This window comes from Kocuria sp., from assembly GCF_030536815.1.
Classification (GTDB): domain Bacteria; phylum Actinomycetota; class Actinomycetes; order Actinomycetales; family Micrococcaceae; genus Kocuria; species Kocuria gwangalliensis.
In genome coordinates this window covers 40,706-60,426 of record NZ_JAUNPE010000002.1, presented here as the reverse complement: position 1 = coordinate 60,426, position 19,721 = coordinate 40,706, and the positions used below count along the sequence as shown (strand labels likewise).

The following is a 19,721-nucleotide window of genomic DNA, read 5'->3' as shown; positions in this document are numbered from 1 at the left end:
CACGAACTACGGCGTACGCCGCACTGTCACGGCGCCACGTGAGTGAGTGGGACCGAATGGGTCGTCAGGCTCACTGCGGCACCGGCAGCAGCACCGAAGGGCGCATGTCCTGAACGAACTGCAGCGGGTTCACGTAGTCGCCGTCTCTGCGCACACCCCAGTGCACGCAGTTGGCGGGTGGGCAGTGCCCGGCCGCGGCAACGGTGCCGATCACTTGACCGCGGGCCACGCTCTGGCCCCGTGTCACCGTGGCATCAATGGGTTCAAAGGAAGACTTCAACCCAGCACCGTGATCCACGGTAATGACCGGCCGGTCCACCACCACTCCCGTGAACGACACCGTGCCGGCAGCGGGGGAGCGGACCTCCGTTCCCGGCGCGGCCCCGAGGTCCACGCCGCGGTGCCCGGAGAGCCACTTCTGTGCCGGTGGTTGGAATGTCCGCGTCACCGCGGGTTTGGGTGTGACCGGCCAGGTCCACCCGCCGGCGGCCAGCGCCGGTTGTGGACCGAGCACGCCACCGCCCAAGACACCCCCGAGGAACAGGCAGAGGGCCGAAAGAATGGTGAGCGCTCGGGCGCGGTGACCGAACGCCGAACGGTTGGCGGGCGGACACGGTGCGAGGGCGGCGTCGTCGGACTTCATGAGGCCAGACTGGCCCGGGAATCGATGCGGAACCAGGCGGATCCACCCGATGTGGAGCGAGGTGCACCGCGCATGATGTAGTCTGATCCTTGCAGTGTCGACTGCCCTCATTCATCATGCCCGTGACCCGGGTGCGACCGTGGGGCCGACATTGACTTCGCGCGTGAGGGAACACATTGACGTGTGTGCGCACTCCTCGGTCCGCAACTCGTTGCGGATGGAGTGCGTTGATCGGGTCCGCAGGGCCGGGTCACGAATCGCGCCAGGGATCGTCCCGATCGATCAATAACCGTAAACCCATGGCGGTCGCCCCAAGGCCGCCAGCAATTAACAGGAGACGACATGCCCGTCGTAACCATGCGCCAGATGCTCGACAACGGCGTTCACTTCGGCCACCAGACCCGCCGTTGGAACCCCAAGATGAAGCGTTTCATCTTCACCGAGCGCAATGGCATCTATATCATTGACTTGCAGCAGTCGCTGGGCTTCATTGACCGCGCGTACGAAGCTGTCAAGAACACAGTGGCTCACGGTGGCACCATCTTGTTCGTGGGTACCAAGAAGCAGGCTCAGGAAGCAATTGCCGAGCAGGCCACCCGCGTGAACATGCCCTACGTGAACCACCGCTGGTTGGGTGGCATGCTCACCAACTTCTCCACCGTTTCCAAGCGCATCGATCGCATGAAGGAACTGGAAGAGGTCGACTTCGACGACGTCGCCGGTTCGCAGTACACCAAGAAGGAACTGCTGCTGCTGCGCCGCGAGAAGGAAAAGCTGGAGCGCACCCTGGGTGGTATCCGCAACCTGACCAAGGCCCCCTCGCTGGTGTGGATCGTTGACACCAAGAAGGAACACCTTGCCGTCGACGAGGCGCAGAAGCTCGGTATCCCGATCGTCGCGATCCTGGACACCAACTGCGACCCGGACGAGGTTGCCTTCCCGATCCCCGGTAACGACGACGCCATTCGTTCCGTCTCGCTGCTGACCCGCGTGATTGCGGACGCCGTGGCCGAGGGTCTCATTGAGCGCAACAACGGCAAGTCCGGTGGCAACACCACCGACGAGCCGATGGCCGAGTGGGAGCGCGAGCTCCTCGAGCAGCACGAGGCCGGCAAGGCCGAGGGCGCCGAGCAGACCGAGTCCGCGGACAACGCCGAGCAGGCCGAGGCGCCCGCACCCGTCGCCGAGACCCAGGCTGCCCCCGAGGAGGCTCCGAAGGAAGAGACCCCCGCAGCCGAGTAAGGCCGCGAGTTTCGTTCACCTTCCATTCTTTCGGGTGGCCCATCATGGCCACCGACGTTGGCCGGGCGTGTATCCCACGCCCGGCCAACTCCAAACGACAACAGAGGAGTTCACATGGCGAACTACACCGCTGCTGACATCAAGGCACTGCGCGAGCGCACCGGTGCCGGCATGCTCGACGTCAAGAAGGCCCTGGACGAAGCCGATGGCGACGCTCAGAAGGCCCAGGAAATCATCCGCGTGAAGGGCCTCAAGGGCGTCACCAAGCGCGAGGGCCGTTCCACGGCCGAGGGCATCATTGTTGCTCGCGTCGAGGGCAACGTGGGCTACATGGTCGAGCTCAACTCCGAGACCGACTTCGTGGCCAAGTCCAGCCCGTTCGTGGAGTTCGGCGCCAAGGTCCTGGACGCGGCGGTTGCCGCTGACGCCACGGATCTGGAAGGTCTGCTCGCCGCTGATTCCGAGGGCAAGCCCGTGTCCGAGCTCGTGACCGAGACCGGCGCGCTGCTGGGCGAGAAGGTCGTTGTGCGTCGTCTGGCTCGCGTTGAAGGCGATCACGTGGCCGTGTACCTGCACAAGACCTCCAAGGATCTCCCGGCTCAGGTCGGCGTGCTGCTGGCCGTGTCCGGTAGCGACGCCGAGCAGGCCGCTCACGACGTGGCCGTTCACACCGCAGCCATGTCCCCGAGCTTCCTCAACGAGTCCGACGTCCCGGAAGAGACCGTCGAGAACGAGAAGCGCGTGGCCGAAGAGACCGCACGCAACGAGGGCAAGCCGGACAAGATCATCCCGAACATTGTTCAGGGTCGTCTCAAGGGCTTCTACAAGGATGTTGTTCTGGTTGACCAGGACTTCGCCAAGGATTCCAAGAAGTCCGTGGGCCAGGTGCTGTCCGAGGCCGGCGCCACCGCCACCGCGTTCGCACGTTTCCGCGTGGGTGCCTGAGCTGGTTAGTTAGACAACCTCCGCCGACGCCGCTCGCGAGCGGCGTCGTGCGAGGTCACCTCGGCGGGGTGTCACTGAGTCATCGGTGACACCCCGCCGTTTCTGTAAGCTGTAAAGCGGTCTGCCACGTGTGGGCCCGCACCTCGACCGTCGTCTTCCTGGGGAGAATCCATGCCCACCACCAACGAATCCGAACTCCACGACGAGGCTGTGCGGTTGAGCCGGGATCCCCGTGTGGAGCCCAAGCGGCGCAGGGTGCTGTTGAAGCTCTCCGGCGAGGTGTTCGGTGGCGGGCAGGTGGGGTTGGACACCACCGTGGTCCGCCGGGTCGCCGAGCAGATCGCCGCGACCGTCGGTCAGGTGGAAACGTCGATCGTGGTGGGCGGCGGCAACTTCTTCCGTGGCGCCGAACTGTCCCAGGCGGGCATGGACCGCTCCCGCGCGGACTACATGGGCATGCTGGGCACCGTGATGAACTGCCTGGCCCTCCAGGACTTCCTGGAGCAGTGCGGGGTGGACACCCGCGTGCAGTCGGCCATCAAAATGGAACAGGTGGCCGAAACGTACATCCCCCGCCGGGCGATCCGACACATGGAGAAGGACCGCGTGGTCATTTTCGGGGCGGGTGCCGGTCTGCCCTATTTCTCGACCGATACCGTGGCCGCCCAGCGCGCCCTGGAGGTGCACGCCACGGAGGTCTTGATGGCCAAGAACGGTGTGGACGGCGTCTACACCGCAGACCCCCGTAAGGACCCCTCGGCGGAACGCTTGACGGCGCTGACGTACGACGAGGCATTGGCCCGTGACATCCGTGTGATGGACCAGACCGCCTTCAGCCTGTGCCGCGACAACAACGTGACCATGCGCGTATTCGGTATGGAGGGCGAAGGCAATGTCACCCGAGCCGTGTTGGGCGAGCAGATCGGCACGCTGGTCACCCCGTGAATCGTGCGTTCTTGCGGACACGGCTAGAGTGGAAGTTAGTACCACGTCCGCCAGCACCCCTGGCTTTTTCACGCATAAGGAGCGATACACGTGATTTCTGACATCCTTTCCGATGCCACTTCCCGGATGGCCAAAGCGGTGGATGCGGCCAAGACCGACTTCTCCACGGTTCGCACGGGCCGTGCCAACCCGGCCATGTTCTCCAGCCTGACGGTCGAGTACTACGGCACGCCCACACCGCTGCAGCAGTTGGCGTCCTTTCAGACGCCCGAGGCGCGCACGCTCTTGATCACCCCGTACGACCGCTCCGCCCTCAACGACATCGAGAAGGCGCTGCGCGACTCGGACATCGGCGCCAACCCCGCCAACGACGGCAACGTGATTCGCGTGGTCATGCCGGAGCTCACCGAGGAGCGCCGCAAGGAGTACGTGAAGATCGTGTCCACCAAGGCCGAAGAGGGCCGCGTGTCGGTGCGTAACATCCGCCGCAGCGCCAAGGAAGCCATGGAAAAGGCCATCAAGGACGGCGACGTGGGCGAGGACGAGGGCAAGCGCGGTGAGAAGGACCTCGACGCCGCCACCAAGAAGCACATTGACCAGATCGATGAATTGTTCAAGAACAAGGAATCCGAACTGCTCGGTGTCTGATGGCAGCAGCGCACGCTCCCAAGGGATCTGACAACCGTTCCTCCGCCTCCTCCCAAGGACAGGCGGATGGACGGCGTGAGCCGGTGGCAAAACAGTCCCGGGTCGAATTGCTCAACACGGGCAACCTGAGGGAAGTCATTAAGCGGCCGTGGACTCGTAGCGAGGAACATCGTGCGCCGTCCAAGGCCGGACGCAACCTTCCGGCGGCCATTGCCGTTGCGGTGGTATTGATTGTCACGCTGCTGGTGGGGTTGTTCCTCTTTCCCCTCGTGCTCGCATTGCTGGCGGGCACGGCCGCGGGAATCGGCGTGTGGGAAATCGCGCGATCGCTGAGTTACCGAGGGATCGGGATTCCCCGGATTCCTGCCGTGATCGCCGCTCTGCTCATGCCGCTGGCGGCCTATCAAGGCGGAGCACAGTATCTGTCCTTCGCCGTGGTGCTGTCCGTGACCCTCGTGGTGGTGTGGCGGGCCTTCGGACCCAAGGAGGGCATGGTGCTCTCCATCATGGGGTCGGTCTTCGCCTTGGTCTGGGCGTCGTTCCTGCTGAGCGCGGCCCTGTTGCTGTACCACTCGGAGGACGGGCCCCTCAAAATCCTGACCGTCGTGCTGCTGGCCGTCAGCTCCGACACCTTCGGGTACGCGGTGGGCGTGGTGTGGGGTAAACATCCCATGGCACCCAGGATCTCTCCCAAGAAGTCCTGGGAGGGTTTCGCGGGTTCCCTGGGCGGCGCGGTGATCGTGGGCATTCTGTGCTCCGTGTTCCTGCTGGGGGACACGTGGTGGCAGGGCGCGATCCTGGCCATGGCCATCGTGGCCGTCTCCACGCTGGGTGATTTTTCCGAGTCGATGATCAAGCGCGAACTGGGCATCAAGGACATGGGCACCTTGCTCCCCGGACACGGCGGCGTCATGGACCGGATCGATTCCATTCTCTTTGCGGTAATCACCGGATACGTGCTTTTCGAGCTTTTTGCCATCCTGGCGTAGACAATGACCCGGTGATGCGGGATGCGGGGCGGATCCGCTCCGGCTGTTGGAAAGGTAGACACCACAATGAGCGAGAACACCTCTGGTTCTTCCCCGGCGGACCAGCCGACCCGGACGATCGACGGCCTGGATACCCACACCCGGTCCCGGTCGGCCCCCGGCCAGCATGCTCCCGCGCCACAGACCGCGGGCCAGGCGACGGCCGCTCACGGTGTCGGGCGGAAGTTCTCCAGGGTCACCGAGGAACGATGGGGTTACGACCCCGCGGAGGTGGACGATTTCCTGGACCGGGTCGACGCCGTTCTGGTCACCACCGCCGGCGACCTCCGGTCCGCCCCGGGCGTCGGCAGCAGACAGGTGCGGGAACGCGTCTTCGACCGCGTCCAGGGTGGTTACGAGTCAGCGCCCGTGGATGCCCGCCTGGACGAGCTCGAGGACCAGCTGGCGGATCGCGAGCGGGAAGCGTTCATTCACGAACACGGACCGGAGCGCTGGGAGGAGCACCTTGAGCTGCTGGGGCAGACACTGCTCGGACGGTTGAACCGCCCCCACGGCGAACGTTTCCGCCAACCCTCACAGCGCAAACAATTGGGCTATTCGGTGGCGGACGTGGACGTGCTGTGTGACCGGATCACGGAGCACTTCCGTTCCGATGAGGATCTGGATCCTTCGCTCGTTCGCACGGCGGTGTTCCGCCAGGCGCAGGCTCAGCGCTGCTACGAGGAGCAGCAGGTCGATGCGTTCCTGGACCGGGTGGTAGAGCTGATCCTGGCATTGCGCTGATTCCCAGGCTTCAGCATGTTTGTATACAAAGCGGGCCTAACTAGCGAACCTTTCGCGAGTTAGGCCCGCTTTTTCGACTTTTTGCGCGTTGCTGTTGTGTTTATGGATACAAAGAGCTTAACGTGGTCTTCATCACACAAGGAGGCTCTCATGGCGTCTACGCCCCCTGTCGACTCGGCCAACTCCACGGCTTTCGACTTCACTGACGCGCAACGCTCGGACCAGTTCCAGCAGTTGCGTAAAACTCACCGTTCTTTTGTCTTCCCCATGGCCATTGCGTTCCTGGTCTGGTATCTGCTTTACGTGGTGCTGGCTATTTACGCTCCCGAGTTCATGTCCCAGCGAGTCTTCGGGAACGTGAACCTCGGGTTGCTCCTGGGGCTCCTGCAGTTCGTAACCACCTTCGGCATCACAGCGGCGTACGTGTCCTTTGCCAACCGGAAACTTGATCCCCAGGCCACTGCTCTGCGCGAGCACCTCGAGGCCTCCGGTGCGGGACGAGGAGAAGCGTAATCATGATCAATATCACCTCCGCGGCTCTTCCCGCGATTCACGCCGCTACCGAGGCGGACACCGAAACCGTCGGAACCCCCTGGATCAACATCAGTGTGTTCCTGGCTTTCGTGGTCATCACGTTGGTCGTGGTGATCCGCGCGTCCAAGTCCACCTCGACCGCTGCTGATTACTACGCCGGCGGCCGCTCCTTCTCGGGTACGCAGAACGGCCTCGCCATTGCCGGTGACTACCTCTCGGCGGCGTCGTTCCTGGGCATCGTGGGAGCCATTGCGCTGCAGGGCTACGACGGGTTCCTGTACTCCATTGGCTTCTTCGTCGCGTGGTTGGTCGCGCTGCTGCTCATTGCCGAGCCGCTGCGCAACACGGGCAAATTCACCATGGCCGATGTCCTGTCCTTCCGCCTCCGCCAGCGCCCCGTGCGCGTGGCGGCATCCATTTCCACGCTGGCCGTGACGTTCTTCTACCTGTTGGCGCAAATGGCCGGTGCCGGTGCGCTCGTGTCGCTGTTGCTCGGTATTGGTTCCAAAGCGGGTCAGTCCCTGGTCATCGTGGTCGTGGGCATCATCATGATCGTCTACGTCTTGGTGGGCGGCATGAAGGGCACCACGTGGGTCCAGATCATCAAGGCGTGCCTGCTGGTCACGGGTGTTGCCGTGATGACCGTGTGGATCCTGGCAATGTTCGGCTTCAATTTCTCGGCCATCCTGGGCGCCGCAGTGGAAACCAATAACAACCCCGCCATGCTGGATCCGGGACTGAAGTACGGCTTGAGTGAGATCACCAAGATCGACTTCATCTCGCTGGGCCTGGCTCTGGTGCTCGGTGCCGCCGGTCTGCCGCACGTGCTCATGCGCTTCTACACGGTTCCCACCGCCAAGGAAGCACGCAAGTCCGTGGTGTGGGCCATCACCCTGATCGGCTTGTTCTACCTCTTCACCCTGGTGCTGGGTTTCGGCGCAGCCGCGTTGATCGGCTCCGACCGGATCTTGAATTCCCCCGGTGGCGTGAACTCGGCCGCTCCATTGCTCGCCTACGAGCTGGGCGGCTCCATCCTGATGGGTTTGATCGCCGCAGTGGCCTTCGCAACCATCCTTGCCGTCGTCGCCGGTCTGGCCATCACGGCCTCAGCGTCCTTCGCGCATGACATCTACACATCCGTGATCAAGAACGGCAATTCCGACCCCAAGCAGGAACTGCGCGTCGCCAAGACCACCGTGGTCATCATCGGCCTGGTGTCGATCGCCGGCGGTATCGGCGCCCAGGGTCAGAACATCGCGTTCCTGGTGGCACTGGCCTTCGCGGTCGCCGCATCGGCCAACCTCCCCACGATCCTGTACTCGCTGTACTGGAAGCGCTTCACCACCCGCGGTGCCGTGCTGTCCATGTACGGAGGTCTGATCAGCTCCGTGGTCCTGATCATCTTCTCGCCGGTGATGTCGGGCGCTGAGACGTCCATGATCCCGGGTGCAGATTTCGCCATCTACCCGCTGTCCAACCCGGGCATCATCTCCATTCCGTTGTCGTTCCTGTTGGGCTTCCTCGGTTCCATGTCCGAGCGTCGGCCGGAGGATCCCAAGAAGCAGGCCGAGATGGAAGTTCGTTCCTTGACGGGCGTTGGTGCTGAGAAGGCAGTCGATCACTGATTGAGTGTCCTGACGATTTCTCCTGTAACCTGATAGGAAGCTGGCAGTCAGTACGCTGACCAAGGCATACGAACGCGACGACCTCGTGTTAAAGCAAGCAGCTAAACTGGAGGAATCATGGGCATTATTAGCTGGATCGTCCTGGGCCTGATCGCTGGCGCACTCGCCAAGCTCATCATGCCGGGTCGTCAGGGTGGCGGCATCATCGTCACCATCATCCTGGGCATCATCGGTGCCATCCTGGGCGGCTTCCTGGGCAGCCTGGTGGGCATCGGATCCTTGGAATCCGTGTTCGACATCGGAACCATCATCACCGCAATCGTGGGCGCACTCATCGTGCTGTTCATTTACGGTGCAGTGACCGGCCGCAAGGGCGCTCGTCGCTGATCCACGGCATCACTGAACAAGGGCGTCACCTCCGGGTGGCGCCCTTGTTGTATGTGCTGAGCTCCTCCGATCCACGAGATACTGGTGACCATGTCTGACGCACCCCTGACCATGACCCCCGAACTCGACAGCGCCACTGGCAAGCAGCCCCGGCGCGTGGTCATTCTGGGTTCCACGGGCTCCATCGGTACGCAAGCGCTCGACGTCGTCGCCTCCGCGCGTGGCCTGCGGCGACCGGGCGAGGGCGACGCCGCCGCGGGGCACCCGCCGCTGTCGGTCACGGCCTTGGCCGCCGGAACGTCCAACCTGCCGGTGCTGGCGGAGCAGGCCGTCCGAGAACGTGTGGCCGCGGTCGGAACCAGTGGCACGGCCGACCACGCCCGGCAGTTGAAGGAACTCATTGCGCAACGAGCCTCGGGGGAGGGCCTGGCAGGCTTCACCCCCGAGATCTTCCACGGACCCGAGGCCGCAACGCGCGTGGCGGAACACTCGGACTGTGATGTTGTTCTCAACGGCATCACCGGGTCCATCGGACTGGCTCCCACGCTCGCCGCATTACACGCGGGGACGCCCGTGGCGCTGGCCAACAAGGAGTCCCTCATCGCGGGCGGCCCGCTGGTCAAACAGGCCGCGGCCGCCACCGGCCTGGAGACCCCGCTGATCCCGGTGGATTCCGAGCACTCGGCTCTGGCGCAGGCGCTGCGGGGAGGCCGTTCGAGCGAAGTCGACCGATTGATCCTCACCGCCTCCGGCGGACCCTTCCGAGGGATGTCCCGGGATCAACTCACCACGGTCACGCCCCAGCAGGCGTTGAAACACCCCACATGGGACATGGGGGTGATGGTCACGACCAATTCGGCCACCATGGTCAACAAGGCGCTTGAGGTCCTGGAAGCATCCTTGTTGTTCGACGTTGCCCTGGACCGGATAGACGTGACCGTGCACCCACAGTCCGTGGTGCATTCCATGGTCCAGTTCGTGGACGGTTCCACCCTGGCCCAGGTATCACCGCCGGACATGCGACTGCCCATTGCCCTGGGTATGGGGTGGCCCCACAGAATTCCCGGCGCGGCGGCGTCGTGCGATTGGACGCAAGCGGCGCACTGGACCTTCGAGCCGCTGGACACCGAGGCATTCCCCGCCATCGAGCTGATGAAGCATGCCGGGACGCTGGGCGGCACCTGGCCGGCCGTGTTCAACGCGGCCAATGAGCAGGCCGTGTACGCCTTCCACCGGGGTGAGGTGAACTTCACGACCATCGTGGACATCGTTGCGGTGGTCGTGAATGAACACGAGGGCGACAGGACCCCGCGGCTCGAGGACGTCCTGGGCGCCGAGGGCTGGGCCAGGAACCGGGCGGATCAGTTTATTGCGCAGCGTTTCAGCGCACGCTGATCACCGCCGGCCCCATGTTAGGCTTGGCCGCGGATGACGAGATCCGGCGTCAAGCTCTGGCTGGCCGGACGGCAACCCTCTCCCGTAGCGGGGTGCCCCAGATGACCATCCGGCCGCGGTTAACGTAGCTCCCGGCAAGTGCGGATTTGCGAATCACCCAGCACGAGCCCTGCGAATGCGGTGTGTCCTCGAACGCACCGCTTTCCGATGTTAATCGCCCAGAACATTCCACTCCTCGGAAAGGCACATCGTGCGATCTCACCGTTTGATCCCCCTTGCGCTGGCCACCACCCTCGGCCTCACCCTGACCGCGTGCGGCGGCGGAGACTCCGAATCCTCGGATCCCGCTGCGGACGGCACCATCACCATTGGCATCGTCGGGTCCGAACCCGCGCACGACGCCCTCAAGGAAGTCGCTGCGGAGAACGACATCACCGTGGAATACGTGGACTTCAGTGATTACAACCAGCCGAACCCCGCCACCAAGAGCGGCGACGTGGACATGAACTGGTTCCAGCACACCGCCTACCTCGCGGATTACAACAACAACTCCGGGGACACCATCACCCCGGTCGGATCCACCGCGATCTACCCGCTGGGCATGTACTCCAGCAAGTACGACTCCCTGGACCAGATCAAGGACGGCGACGAGGTCGCCATCCCCAACGACTCCATCAACCTGGGCCGCGCGTTGAACCTGTTGAAGCAAGAGGGCCTGGTGGAATTCACCAAGGACACGATCGCCCCGACCGAGGGCGACATCGACGCCGAGAAGTCGAAGGTCTCCGTTCGCCCGGTGTCCGCCGAGCAGACCGTTCTGTCGATGGATTCCGTGGCCGCTTCCGTGATCAACAACGACTTCCTGGGCCGCGCCAACATTGATCCGAAGTCCGCTCTGGCCTCGGATGATCCCACGCAGGACAGCGCCAAGGTCTTCAACAACCTGTTCGCCGCCACCGAGGCCAACGCGGACAACGAGACCCTCAAGAAGGTCGCGAGCTTCTACTACGACCCGAAGGTGCTGAAGGCCGAGGACGAGGAGAGCAAGGGCACCGCTGTTCCCACCGAGATCGACCAGCAGGAACTCAAGGACCTCCTGAAGCGATACCAGGAAGATCTGAAGGAACAAACCCAGTGATTGCCGAGTCCAGTGAGCGTACCCTGGTGCGCTTCCGGGATGTGAGCAAGGTTTACACGGGCGGATCCAAGCGTGCTCCTCGCGTGGTCAACGCCGTGGACACCGTGACCCTGGATATCACCAAGGGCGAGATCTTTGCCGTGATCGGGTACTCCGGTGCCGGCAAGTCCACCCTCGTTCGTCTGATCAACGGCCTGGAGCCCATCAGCTCCGGATCGTTGGAGGTGGCGGGCAGTCGGGTGGACGGCAAGTCGGAGACTCAGCTGGCCCCGATCCGGCGCAAGATCGGCATGATCTTCCAACAGTTCAACCTGTTCAACTCGCGCACCGTGGCGGGCAACATCGAATACCCGCTCAAACGCGCCGGTTGGAAGCCCGAGGAACGCAACCAACGGGTCACCGAACTGCTGGCCTTCGTGGGGCTCACGGACCGGGCCAAGAACTACCCGGAACAACTGTCGGGCGGCCAGAAGCAGCGCGTGGGTATCGCACGCGCCTTGGCGTCCAACCCGGAACTGCTGCTCGCGGACGAATCCACCTCTGCGCTGGACCCGGAGACCACCCAGGAGGTGCTCGGTCTGCTCAGGCGGGTGAACCGTGAGCTGGGGATCACCATTGTGCTCATCACCCATGAAATGGACGTGGTCCGTTCCATTGCGGACCGCGTGGCGGTGATGGACAGTGGCCGCGTGGTGGAGGTGGGTACCACCTCGGACGTCTTCGCGTATCCGCAGGCGGAGACCACTCGGAAGTTCGTGTCCTCGGTGATGCGCACCGTTCCCCGGGAGGACGAGATCGCCAAGGTTCGCCAGGAGCACCCGGGTCGGTTGATCTTCGTGGATGTCACGGACCAGAACAGGATCGGTTCCGTGCTCTCGGAGTGCGCTCGCGACGGCGTGACGTTCGAGATCGCCTTCGGCGGTATCTCCATGCTGCAGTCCCGATCATTCGGCACCCTGACGCTTTCGCTCAATGGCCCGGACACCGCTGTGGAGAACACCATTGTCCGATTGCGCGAGATCACCAAGGTTGAGGAGGTGGCCCGCTGATGGATTGGTCAGTATTAGGACCCCAGTTGCTGTCCGCCACGGGCCAGACCCTCTACATGGTGGCCGTGACCCTGGTCCTGGCCGGGCTCATCGGTTTGATCGTGGGCGTGGGCCTCTACGTCACCAGGCGGGGCAACATCTTGGAGAACAGCGCGGTCTTCACCGCCTTGAACCTCCTGGTGAACTTCATTCGCCCCATCCCGTTCATCATTCTCCTGGCCGCACTGGGCCAGGCCACGGAATCCATTGTGGGTACCCGACTGGGCCCCAACGCCGCGATCTTCGCCATGACCATTGGTGCGACCTTCGCGGTGGCGCGCATCGTGGAGCAGAATCTGATGACCGTGGATCCGGGTGTGGTCGAGGCCGCCCGTTCCATGGGTGTGTCCCGGTTGCGGATCATCACCACGGTGATCCTGCCCGAGGCCCTCGGTCCGCTGGTGCTCGGCTACACCTTCTTGGTCATCGGCATCACGGACATGTCCGCCATGGCCGGTGCCATCGGTGCCGGTGGTTTGGGCGACTTCGCGTTGCGCCTGGGGTACCAGCGTTTCAACGACGAGGTCACCTGGGCCGCTGTGATTGTCATCATCATTCTGGTGCAGTTGGTCCAGTTCTTCGGCAACTGGCTGGCGCGCAAGATCATGCGCCGCTAGCGATAACGATTGATACGATCCCCGCCCCGGGCCTTCCCACGGAAGTCCCGGGGCGGCGTCGTCGGGCGTTCGTTTGCTCACGTCCGGCTGCAGCTTTCCCCCGAAGTGGCACAATGGAAGGTGAATAAATCGGGGAGCACTTTTCGGCGACCCGGCCAACAATCCCCTGGAGGCAATTCGTGAGTTCGGTCAGTCTCGGTATGCCCGCTGCACCCCAGCCGGTGCTTTCACCTCGGCGGAAGACCCGTCAGATCCAGGTGGGCTCCGTGGGTGTGGGATCGGATTTTCCGGTCAGCGTGCAGTCGATGACCACCACGCCCACCACGAACATCAACGCCACGTTGCAGCAGATCGCGGAGCTCAATGCCGCCGGTTGTGACATCGTGCGCGTGGCGTGCCCCTCCCAGGACGACGCCGATGCGCTGCCCATCATTGCCAAGAAGTCACCGATTCCGGTGATTGCGGACATCCATTTCCAGCCCAAGTACGTGTACGCGGCCATTGACGCCGGTTGCGCGGCCGTTCGTGTGAACCCGGGCAATATTCGCAGGTTCGACGACCAGATCGAGGGGATCTCCCGCGCCGCGGAAGCCGCGGGCGTCTCCATCCGCATCGGTGTGAACGCGGGCTCCCTGGACAAGCGCTTGCTCGAGAAGTACGGCAAGGCCACTCCGGAGGCTCTCATGGAGTCCGCCGTCTGGGAAGCGTCCCTGTTCGAGGAACACGACTTCCACGACTTCAAGATCTCCGTCAAGCACAACGACCCCGTGACCATGGTGCGCGCCTACCAGCTGCTCGCCGAGCGCGGCGACTGGCCCCTGCACCTGGGTGTCACCGAGGCCGGGCCCGCTTTGCAGGGCACCGTGAAATCCGCCACGGCCTTCGGCATCCTATTGGGTCAGGGCATCGGGGACACCATTCGTGTTTCCTTGTCCGCGCCGCCGGTCGAAGAAGTCAAGGTGGGCAACCAGATCCTGCAGTCGCTGGGCCTGCGTCCCCGCAAGCTGGAAATCGTCTCGTGCCCGTCCTGCGGACGCGCCCAGGTGGACGTCTACAAGCTCGCCGACGACGTCACCAAGGGACTTGAGCACCTGACCGTCCCGCTGCGCGTGGCCGTGATGGGTTGTGTGGTGAACGGACCGGGTGAGGCTCGGGAGGCAGACCTGGGCGTGGCATCGGGTAACGGCAAGGGGCAGATCTTCGTCAAGGGTGAGGTCATCAAGACCGTTGCCGAGGACCAGATCGTCGAGACGCTGCTGGAGCAGGCGAATCTGATGGCCGAGAGCATGGAACTGGACGAGAACGGTCAGCCGATCGAAGGCGCTCCGGTCGTGACGGCCGGATGACCCGATACCGGGTGACGCGCTTGCTGGTTCCCGGGGCCGTGCCGCAGGCACAACTGGACCGGCTCATGGCGCGTCACGCGGTGTCATCGGTGTTCGTTGCCGCGCACGTGGACACCGTTCGCGCCGCCCGGCGGCGTCGACCGGCACCCGTGCTGGGCATCATGAGTCCCGCCCAGGAACTTGTCGGCGCTTGCTGGGTGGGTACCAACGTGGTCCCGATCGCACTGGATGAAACCGGGCAGGACCTGGTCGCGGACCACCTCGCGCGGGGCGGTTCACGCTACGCCTCCCTGTTCGGGCCGGCGGAGCCCGTCATGGGGCTGTGGAACCGGCTCAAGACCTCGTGGCCCCTGCCGTTCGACGTACGCCCTGACCAGCCGCTGCTCGCAATGGATACCGATCCGGCGTCCGAGCAGTTCAGCGCTGTGTCGGATCGGGTGCGCTGGGCAGAGGTGTCCGAATTCTCCCGTGTGCTGCCCGCGGCCGCGGCGATGTTCGAAGAAGAGGTCGGGTACTCACCGTTCGTGGACGGCGCCCAGAGCTACCGCAAGCGCGTCGAGCAATTGCTGCGTGATCGCCGCACCGCGGTGCTCACGGACGACACGGACGGCAAAGTCATCTTCAAGGCGGACATCGGAGCCATGAGCGGCCAGGTATGTCAGATTCAGGGTGTTTGGGTCCATCCGGCGTACCGCGGCAGGGGACTTGCGGCCCCGTGCATGGCGGCGGTGGTGGCTCTGGCCAGAACATACGTTCCCGTGGTCAGCCTGTACGTGAACTCATACAACCGGCCCGCCCTGGCCACGTATCGCAAAGTCGGTTTCGAGCGGTCGGGTACTTTCGCCACGGTTTTGTTGTAGCCGGCGAGGGAGGTACCACACAGGTGCGGCGATGATCCTGCAGCATGCGTGAGCCGGGTTACATTTGGGGCGTGGCAACCTCAGCCGCTCAGTCAACTGGTACAACCGGCGAAAATTAGGTGATTTCCCATGGGCTCCATCACGACCCCCACGTCCTTGCCCCGCAAACCGTTTGCATGGCGTCGCGGCACCCGTTCAATGACTGCTCTTGCGGTGGCCGCATTGGCACTCACCGCATGTTCCTCAGGAGGCGGAGGAGCAGAAAGCGAACCCGACCCCCAAGCCAGCTATTCGCAGGACCAGGTGGTCAGTGCGCTCAACAGTGTGGAGGTCGACGGCCAGAAGCTGTCCGCCGAGCCCATGGACGAGGACAACGCCGACAGTCAGATGGAGGACTTGGAGCAGGTGATCGATCAGGCCACGATTGAACCGGCACAGTGCAAGGACCTGGTCAAGGAGGCACTGGACACCTCATCCGGGCACGCGGAGGACATTGTGGTGGCCACTCCTTCCGAGGGGCAGTACGCGGTGACCGTCATGCCCATGGGCTCGGGCGATGAAGCCGTTGAGCATGCCCGGACGGCCAACCAGCAGAACGAGGACTGCCGCGAGTTCACCATGGAACTCATGGGCAGCAAGATCGAAGCGAGCATTGAACCGCGCGATCTCGATCTCGACAAGGCCACGGAAGCAACAATGATGAACATGACCATGGACATGGATGGGCAGTCCAATACGATGACCCAGGCTTCCGCCGTGGTAGGAAACACCTTTGTCGTGGTCAGTGGGCAAGGCGGTTCAAGTGGCACCGCGAGCCCGACTTCCGAGACCCCGGACGTCGAGGCCATCCTGCAGGAATCCGTCACCAAGATTTCCGAACAGTAAGCAGCCATCTTGGTCTGAGAGGCTGGTGTCCGGGGGATAGAATCCCACCAGATACCAGCCCCTCCTTATTAGGCCCGTTTACGGGCGGTTAGGACTCTTCGTGCCGCTTCGCCTGAGTTCCCTGTTCCTCCGCACGCTGCGCGAGGACCCCGTTGATGCAGACGTGGCCAGCCACCGTCTGCTGGTCCGCGCCGGTTACATCCGACGTGCCGCACCGGGTATTTACACGTGGTTGCCGCTCGGGCTGAATGTGCTGCGCAAGGTCGAGGCCGTGGTCCGCGAGGAAATGAATGCCATCGGCGCGCAAGAGGTGCACTTCCCGGCGCTGTTGCCGCGTGAACCCTACGAGGTCAGTAACCGGTGGACGGAGTACGGGGAGAACCTGTTCCGGCTCAAGGACCGCAAGGGCGCCGATTACCTGCTCGCACCCACGCACGAGGAAATGTTCACGCTGCTCGTCAAGGACATGTATTCGTCCTACAAGGATCTGCCGGCCATGCTTTATCAGATCCAGACCAAGTACCGCGACGAGGCCCGCCCCCGCGCCGGCCTGCTGCGCGGGCGCGAATTCATCATGAAGGATTCCTACTCCTTCGACATCGACGACGCCGGCCTGGAGGAGTCCTACGCCAAACACCGCGCCGCGTACGTTCGGATATTTGAACGTCTCGGTCTGCCAATCGTTGCGGTCTCGGCCCAGTCGGGCGCCATGGGCGGCTCCCGCTCGGAAGAGTTCATGCACCCCACGCCCATCGGTGAGGACACGTTTGTGCGTACGGCCGGCGGGTACGCGGCCAACGTCGAAGCCGTCACCACGGTGCCGCCGGAGCCCATCGGCTACGACGGCGCTCCGGCGGCCCAGGTGCACAAGACTCCGAACAGCCCCACCATTGACACCCTGGTGGCGCGCTCCAACGAGTTGCATCCGCGTGAAACGGGGCAGTGGACGGCGGCCGACACCCTCAAGAACGTTGTCCTGTCCGTGAACCTGCCGGGCGGTGACAAGCAGCTGGTCGCCGTGGGTCTGCCCGGCGACCGTGAAATCGACATCAAGCGCGTCGAGGCCGGGATCGGTGAGGTTCTCGGCGTGGGCGGTGAACTGGAGGTGGAACCCGCCAGCGACGACCAACTGCGGGCCCGCCCCGAAATCGTCAAGGGCTACCTGGGCCCGGGGATGACACCGGATGACGCCGTGTTGGGTGCAAAATCCCAATCGGAGATCCCGTACTTCGTGGATCCCCGTGTGGTTCCCGGAACCAGCTGGATCACCGGCGCCAACGTGAGCGAGATGCATGTGTACGGGCTGATCGCGGGGCGCGACTTCACATGGGACGGCACCCTGGAGGCCTGCAGTGTACGGGCGGGTGACCAGGCTCCTGACGGATCCGGTGCATTGGAGATCGCGCGCGGCGTGGAAATGGGGCACGTGTTCCAGCTCGGCCGTTTGTACGCGGAGGCCCTGGGACTCAAGGTGCTGGATCAGAACGGGAAACTCGTGACCGTGACCATGGGCTCCTACGGCATCGGTGTCACGCGCGCGTTGGCCGCGGTCGCCGAGCACTACCACGACGACAAGGGACTGTTGTGGCCCCGCAATCTTGCCCCGGCCGATGTCCACGTGGTGGCCACGGGCAAGGGTACCGAGGTGCTGGAGGCCGCGGAAGAAATCGTCCGGGAGATCGAGGACGCCGGGTTGAGCGTGCTCTTCGATGACCGGCCCAAGACCTCTCCGGGCGTGAAGTTCGGTGACGCGGAGTTGTTGGGCGTGCCCACGGTCCTGGTGATCGGACGCGGTCTCAAGGACGGCCTTCTGGAAGTCCGGGATCGTCGTAGCGGCGACAGCCGAGACATTGCGCGGGACCAGGTGGTCCAGGAACTGCGTTCGGAGCTCGCCGGCGACCCGCACCCGGAATCGGACGAGGCCCGATAACGGCGCGAGCGGCCGTAGGTGTTCTGCATGGATGCATGGTTCTTGGAAGGCTCGGGGTTGGAATCGGCGACCCCGAGCCTTCTGCTGCTCTTGGTTCTCACCGGATTGGCCGCGGGATTCATTGATGCGGTCGTGGGCGGTGGCGGTCTGCTGCAGCTCCCGGTGGCCCTGATGATCCCGGGTATCACTCCGGTTCAGGCGCTCGCGACCAACAAAATGGGGTCGATCTTCGGCACGGCGACGTCAGCGGTGACCTACTACCGGCGGGTGCGTCCGGATCTTCGTACGGCGCTGCCTATGGCCCTCGTGGCCCTGGCGGCATCCGGGGGAGGAGCGGCGGTCGCCTCGCTGTTGCCGTCGGAGGTCTTCCGGCCGATCATTGTGGCCGCATTGATCGGCGTGTTGATCTTCACGGTCGCGCACCCGACCATGGGCCAGCTCACGGCACTTCGCCACACCGGGGCCCGGCACTACGGCTTGGCGGTTCTGCTGGGCGCCGCGATTGGCTTCTACGACGGCGTCATGGGTCCCGGGACGGGATCGTTCCTGGTGATCGGCCTGGTTTCGGTGCTCGGCTACAGTTTCCTGGCCGCGAGCGCCAAGGCCAAGATCATCAACCTGGCCACCAACCTCGGCGCGCTCATGGTGTTCACGGCCAACGGGTCCATTGTGTGGGGGCTCGGGCTGGTGCTGGGGGTGAGCAACATGCTGGGCGGTTACATCGGTGCACGTACGGCCGTGGCCAAGGGCAGCACTTTCATCCGAACCATCTTTTTCGTGGTGGTCACGGTCCTGATCGTGAAGCTGGGTTGGGACATCATCACTGGCCGGTGACGGTGATGTCCCCCACCAGCGCGGGAACGGGCTCCTGCGGTTGCAACAGAGCCTGAGCGCGCGCAGACGTCTCCAGCGAGGCCAGGAGCCAGGGTCGTTCCGCGGGCGCCGACGACGCCAGAGCGGCCGCCGCGTATTCGGAGACATCCCCCGCGACGTGGCCTGCGGCGTCGGGGGCGTTCTCGGCAATGTTCGGGGGTAGTTGGTAACCGCCCCGGGCGGGGTGAGGATCGCACGCGTACAGCGGAGCAGCGTGCGGCTCGTCGAGCAGGCGGTCGAGATGTTCCTGCCACTGCCGCAATGGTGCCGCGCCGGGATCCGTGCCGTTGTCCTCCCTGGCTTCAGCCGCCTGTGCGGTATAACGGGCGCGATCCAGCTGCGTGGCCAGGGCGGTCAGCTCGGGCGTGCAACGCTCCGCTGCCGCCACATCCAGTTGGTCAGCGGCTTCGAGATCCATGACCGAGGGTGCATCGGAGTCTGCTCTGACGGTGGTCGCGGACCACGACGCGGCAATTCCCGCCATGGTGGCCGCCAATTCCGCATCCTCCTGGTTCGATGCCAGCTCGGTCAGCCGAGAGGCAGCGGTGGTCAGTTCCACGGGGTCCTGTTGTTCGGTCAACCGGTCGCGTTGAGCGGGGGTTGCCGCGGGACCGAGCGCGGACAGCTGGCGATCCGACGTCTCCCGGGGAATCCGGGTGTCCGGTGACTCGGCCACGGAGGCGACGATGTCCCGGGCGGTCAACCGAGCGGCGTCGTGATCGGACAAGGGGCGCCATGTGGCCCACGCGCCGCCGGCCAGGACGAGCACCAGTGCTATGGCAACCAGTGCGATCACCCACGCCCAGGCGCGAGTGGTGCGTGCAGCGGCCACGATTCCTCCCTTGGTT

Annotated in this window: 20 protein-coding genes and 1 riboswitch; of the genes, 18 read left to right on the top strand and 2 right to left on the bottom strand. The window is 64.1% G+C overall.

The window, feature by feature from the left end:
• Nucleotides 1-70 precede the first annotated feature (70 nt).
• Nucleotides 71-643, bottom strand: a complete 573-nt coding sequence (locus tag Q4E95_RS00725; RefSeq protein WP_303381504.1) for a M23 family metallopeptidase — start codon at nt 641-643, stop codon at nt 71-73.
• A 342-nt stretch (nt 644-985) separates the two neighbouring features.
• Here Q4E95_RS00725 and rpsB point away from each other — a divergent pair, with 342 nt between their 5' ends.
• The 18 genes from rpsB to Q4E95_RS00635 all read left to right on the top strand — a co-directional run bounded on the left by rpsB (nt 986) and on the right by Q4E95_RS00635 (nt 18,834).
• Nucleotides 986-1,885 carry a 30S ribosomal protein S2 gene (rpsB, locus tag Q4E95_RS00720; protein WP_303381503.1) on the top strand — a complete coding sequence of 300 codons (900 nt, stop codon included), beginning with the start codon at nt 986-988 and terminating at the stop codon, nt 1,883-1,885.
• Nucleotides 1,886-1,999: 114 nt separating this feature from the next.
• Complete coding sequence (gene tsf / locus Q4E95_RS00715; protein ID WP_303381502.1) at nt 2,000-2,830, top strand: translation elongation factor Ts; 831 nt, start codon at nt 2,000-2,002, stop codon at nt 2,828-2,830.
• Between the two features lie 171 nt (nt 2,831-3,001).
• Nucleotides 3,002-3,775, top strand: coding sequence for a UMP kinase (pyrH, locus tag Q4E95_RS00710; RefSeq protein ID WP_303381501.1), 774 nt, complete (start codon nt 3,002-3,004; stop codon nt 3,773-3,775).
• A 90-nt stretch (nt 3,776-3,865) separates the two neighbouring features.
• A complete protein-coding gene (gene frr, locus Q4E95_RS00705; protein ID WP_190781644.1) occupies nt 3,866-4,423 on the top strand; it encodes a ribosome recycling factor in 558 nt (185 codons plus the stop codon).
• 83 nt (nt 4,424-4,506) lie between these two features.
• A complete protein-coding gene (locus tag Q4E95_RS00700) occupies nt 4,507-5,412 on the top strand; it encodes a phosphatidate cytidylyltransferase (RefSeq protein WP_303381500.1) in 906 nt (301 codons plus the stop codon).
• A 66-nt stretch (nt 5,413-5,478) separates the two neighbouring features.
• A complete protein-coding gene (locus Q4E95_RS00695) occupies nt 5,479-6,195 on the top strand; it encodes a DivIVA domain-containing protein (protein ID WP_303381499.1) in 717 nt (238 codons plus the stop codon).
• 150 nt (nt 6,196-6,345) lie between these two features.
• On the top strand, nt 6,346-6,708 hold the full coding sequence (locus Q4E95_RS00690) for a DUF485 domain-containing protein (protein WP_303381498.1): 363 nt from the start codon (nt 6,346-6,348) through the stop codon (nt 6,706-6,708).
• Nucleotides 6,709-6,710: 2 nt separating this feature from the next.
• The gene (locus tag Q4E95_RS00685; RefSeq protein WP_303381497.1) at nt 6,711-8,354 is read left to right on the top strand and encodes a cation acetate symporter; all 1,644 of its coding nucleotides are present in this window, start codon (nt 6,711-6,713) and stop codon (nt 8,352-8,354) included.
• A gap of 117 nt (nt 8,355-8,471) precedes the next feature.
• Nucleotides 8,472-8,741: a GlsB/YeaQ/YmgE family stress response membrane protein gene (locus tag Q4E95_RS00680; RefSeq protein ID WP_095796731.1), complete on the top strand. Its 270-nt coding sequence runs from the start codon at nt 8,472-8,474 to the stop codon at nt 8,739-8,741.
• Nucleotides 8,742-8,852: 111 nt separating this feature from the next.
• A complete protein-coding gene (dxr, locus tag Q4E95_RS00675; protein ID WP_303381513.1) occupies nt 8,853-10,136 on the top strand; it encodes a 1-deoxy-D-xylulose-5-phosphate reductoisomerase in 1,284 nt (427 codons plus the stop codon).
• A 32-nt stretch (nt 10,137-10,168) separates the two neighbouring features.
• Nucleotides 10,169-10,283: riboswitch (SAM riboswitch) on the top strand.
• 103 nt (nt 10,284-10,386) lie between these two features.
• A complete protein-coding gene (locus Q4E95_RS00670) occupies nt 10,387-11,274 on the top strand; it encodes a MetQ/NlpA family ABC transporter substrate-binding protein (protein ID WP_303381496.1) in 888 nt (295 codons plus the stop codon).
• A complete protein-coding gene (locus Q4E95_RS00665) occupies nt 11,271-12,323 on the top strand; it encodes a methionine ABC transporter ATP-binding protein (RefSeq protein WP_303381495.1) in 1,053 nt (350 codons plus the stop codon). Before Q4E95_RS00670 ends, Q4E95_RS00665 begins: the two co-directional genes overlap by 4 nt.
• Entirely contained in the window at nt 12,323-12,979 is a 657-nt protein-coding gene (locus tag Q4E95_RS00660; protein ID WP_303381494.1) for a methionine ABC transporter permease, read from the top strand. Before Q4E95_RS00665 ends, Q4E95_RS00660 begins: the two co-directional genes overlap by 1 nt.
• Nucleotides 12,980-13,158: 179 nt before the next feature.
• Entirely contained in the window at nt 13,159-14,325 is a 1,167-nt protein-coding gene (gene ispG, locus Q4E95_RS00655; RefSeq protein WP_303381493.1) for a flavodoxin-dependent (E)-4-hydroxy-3-methylbut-2-enyl-diphosphate synthase, read from the top strand.
• A complete protein-coding gene (locus Q4E95_RS00650) occupies nt 14,322-15,185 on the top strand; it encodes a DUF4081 domain-containing GNAT family N-acetyltransferase (RefSeq protein ID WP_303381492.1) in 864 nt (287 codons plus the stop codon). Before ispG ends, Q4E95_RS00650 begins: the two co-directional genes overlap by 4 nt.
• Nucleotides 15,186-15,314: 129 nt before the next feature.
• Entirely contained in the window at nt 15,315-16,070 is a 756-nt protein-coding gene (locus tag Q4E95_RS00645) for a hypothetical protein (protein WP_303381491.1), read from the top strand.
• A gap of 100 nt (nt 16,071-16,170) precedes the next feature.
• Nucleotides 16,171-18,000: a proline--tRNA ligase gene (locus Q4E95_RS00640; RefSeq protein WP_303381490.1), complete on the top strand. Its 1,830-nt coding sequence runs from the start codon at nt 16,171-16,173 to the stop codon at nt 17,998-18,000.
• A gap of 27 nt (nt 18,001-18,027) precedes the next feature.
• Entirely contained in the window at nt 18,028-18,834 is an 807-nt protein-coding gene (locus Q4E95_RS00635) for a TSUP family transporter (protein ID WP_303381489.1), read from the top strand.
• On the opposite strand, the gene Q4E95_RS00630 is transcribed toward Q4E95_RS00635, so the two are convergent.
• Nucleotides 18,821-19,705, bottom strand: coding sequence for a hypothetical protein (locus tag Q4E95_RS00630; protein WP_303381488.1), 885 nt, complete (start codon nt 19,703-19,705; stop codon nt 18,821-18,823). The genes Q4E95_RS00635 and Q4E95_RS00630 overlap by 14 nt on opposite strands.
• Between the last annotated feature and the right edge of the window lie 16 nt (nt 19,706-19,721).

What these genes read in the sequence shown, in the direction of transcription:
- Q4E95_RS00725 (WP_303381504.1), bottom strand. Translation starts at nt 643, where the DNA reads ATGAAGTCCGACGACGCCGCCCTCGCACCGTGTCCGCCCGCCAACCGT.
- rpsB (WP_303381503.1), top strand. Translation starts at nt 986, where the DNA reads ATGCCCGTCGTAACCATGCGCCAGATGCTCGACAACGGCGTTCACTTC.
- tsf (WP_303381502.1), top strand. Translation starts at nt 2,000, where the DNA reads ATGGCGAACTACACCGCTGCTGACATCAAGGCACTGCGCGAGCGCACC.
- pyrH (WP_303381501.1), top strand. Translation starts at nt 3,002, where the DNA reads ATGCCCACCACCAACGAATCCGAACTCCACGACGAGGCTGTGCGGTTG.
- Q4E95_RS00695 (WP_303381499.1), top strand. Translation starts at nt 5,479, where the DNA reads ATGAGCGAGAACACCTCTGGTTCTTCCCCGGCGGACCAGCCGACCCGG.
- Q4E95_RS00690 (WP_303381498.1), top strand. Translation starts at nt 6,346, where the DNA reads ATGGCGTCTACGCCCCCTGTCGACTCGGCCAACTCCACGGCTTTCGAC.
- Q4E95_RS00685 (WP_303381497.1), top strand. Translation starts at nt 6,711, where the DNA reads ATGATCAATATCACCTCCGCGGCTCTTCCCGCGATTCACGCCGCTACC.
- Q4E95_RS00680 (WP_095796731.1), top strand. Translation starts at nt 8,472, where the DNA reads ATGGGCATTATTAGCTGGATCGTCCTGGGCCTGATCGCTGGCGCACTC.
- dxr (WP_303381513.1), top strand. Translation starts at nt 8,853, where the DNA reads ATGACCCCCGAACTCGACAGCGCCACTGGCAAGCAGCCCCGGCGCGTG.
- Q4E95_RS00660 (WP_303381494.1), top strand. Translation starts at nt 12,323, where the DNA reads ATGGATTGGTCAGTATTAGGACCCCAGTTGCTGTCCGCCACGGGCCAG.
- Q4E95_RS00650 (WP_303381492.1), top strand. Translation starts at nt 14,322, where the DNA reads ATGACCCGATACCGGGTGACGCGCTTGCTGGTTCCCGGGGCCGTGCCG.
- Q4E95_RS00645 (WP_303381491.1), top strand. Translation starts at nt 15,315, where the DNA reads ATGGGCTCCATCACGACCCCCACGTCCTTGCCCCGCAAACCGTTTGCA.
- Q4E95_RS00635 (WP_303381489.1), top strand. Translation starts at nt 18,028, where the DNA reads ATGGATGCATGGTTCTTGGAAGGCTCGGGGTTGGAATCGGCGACCCCG.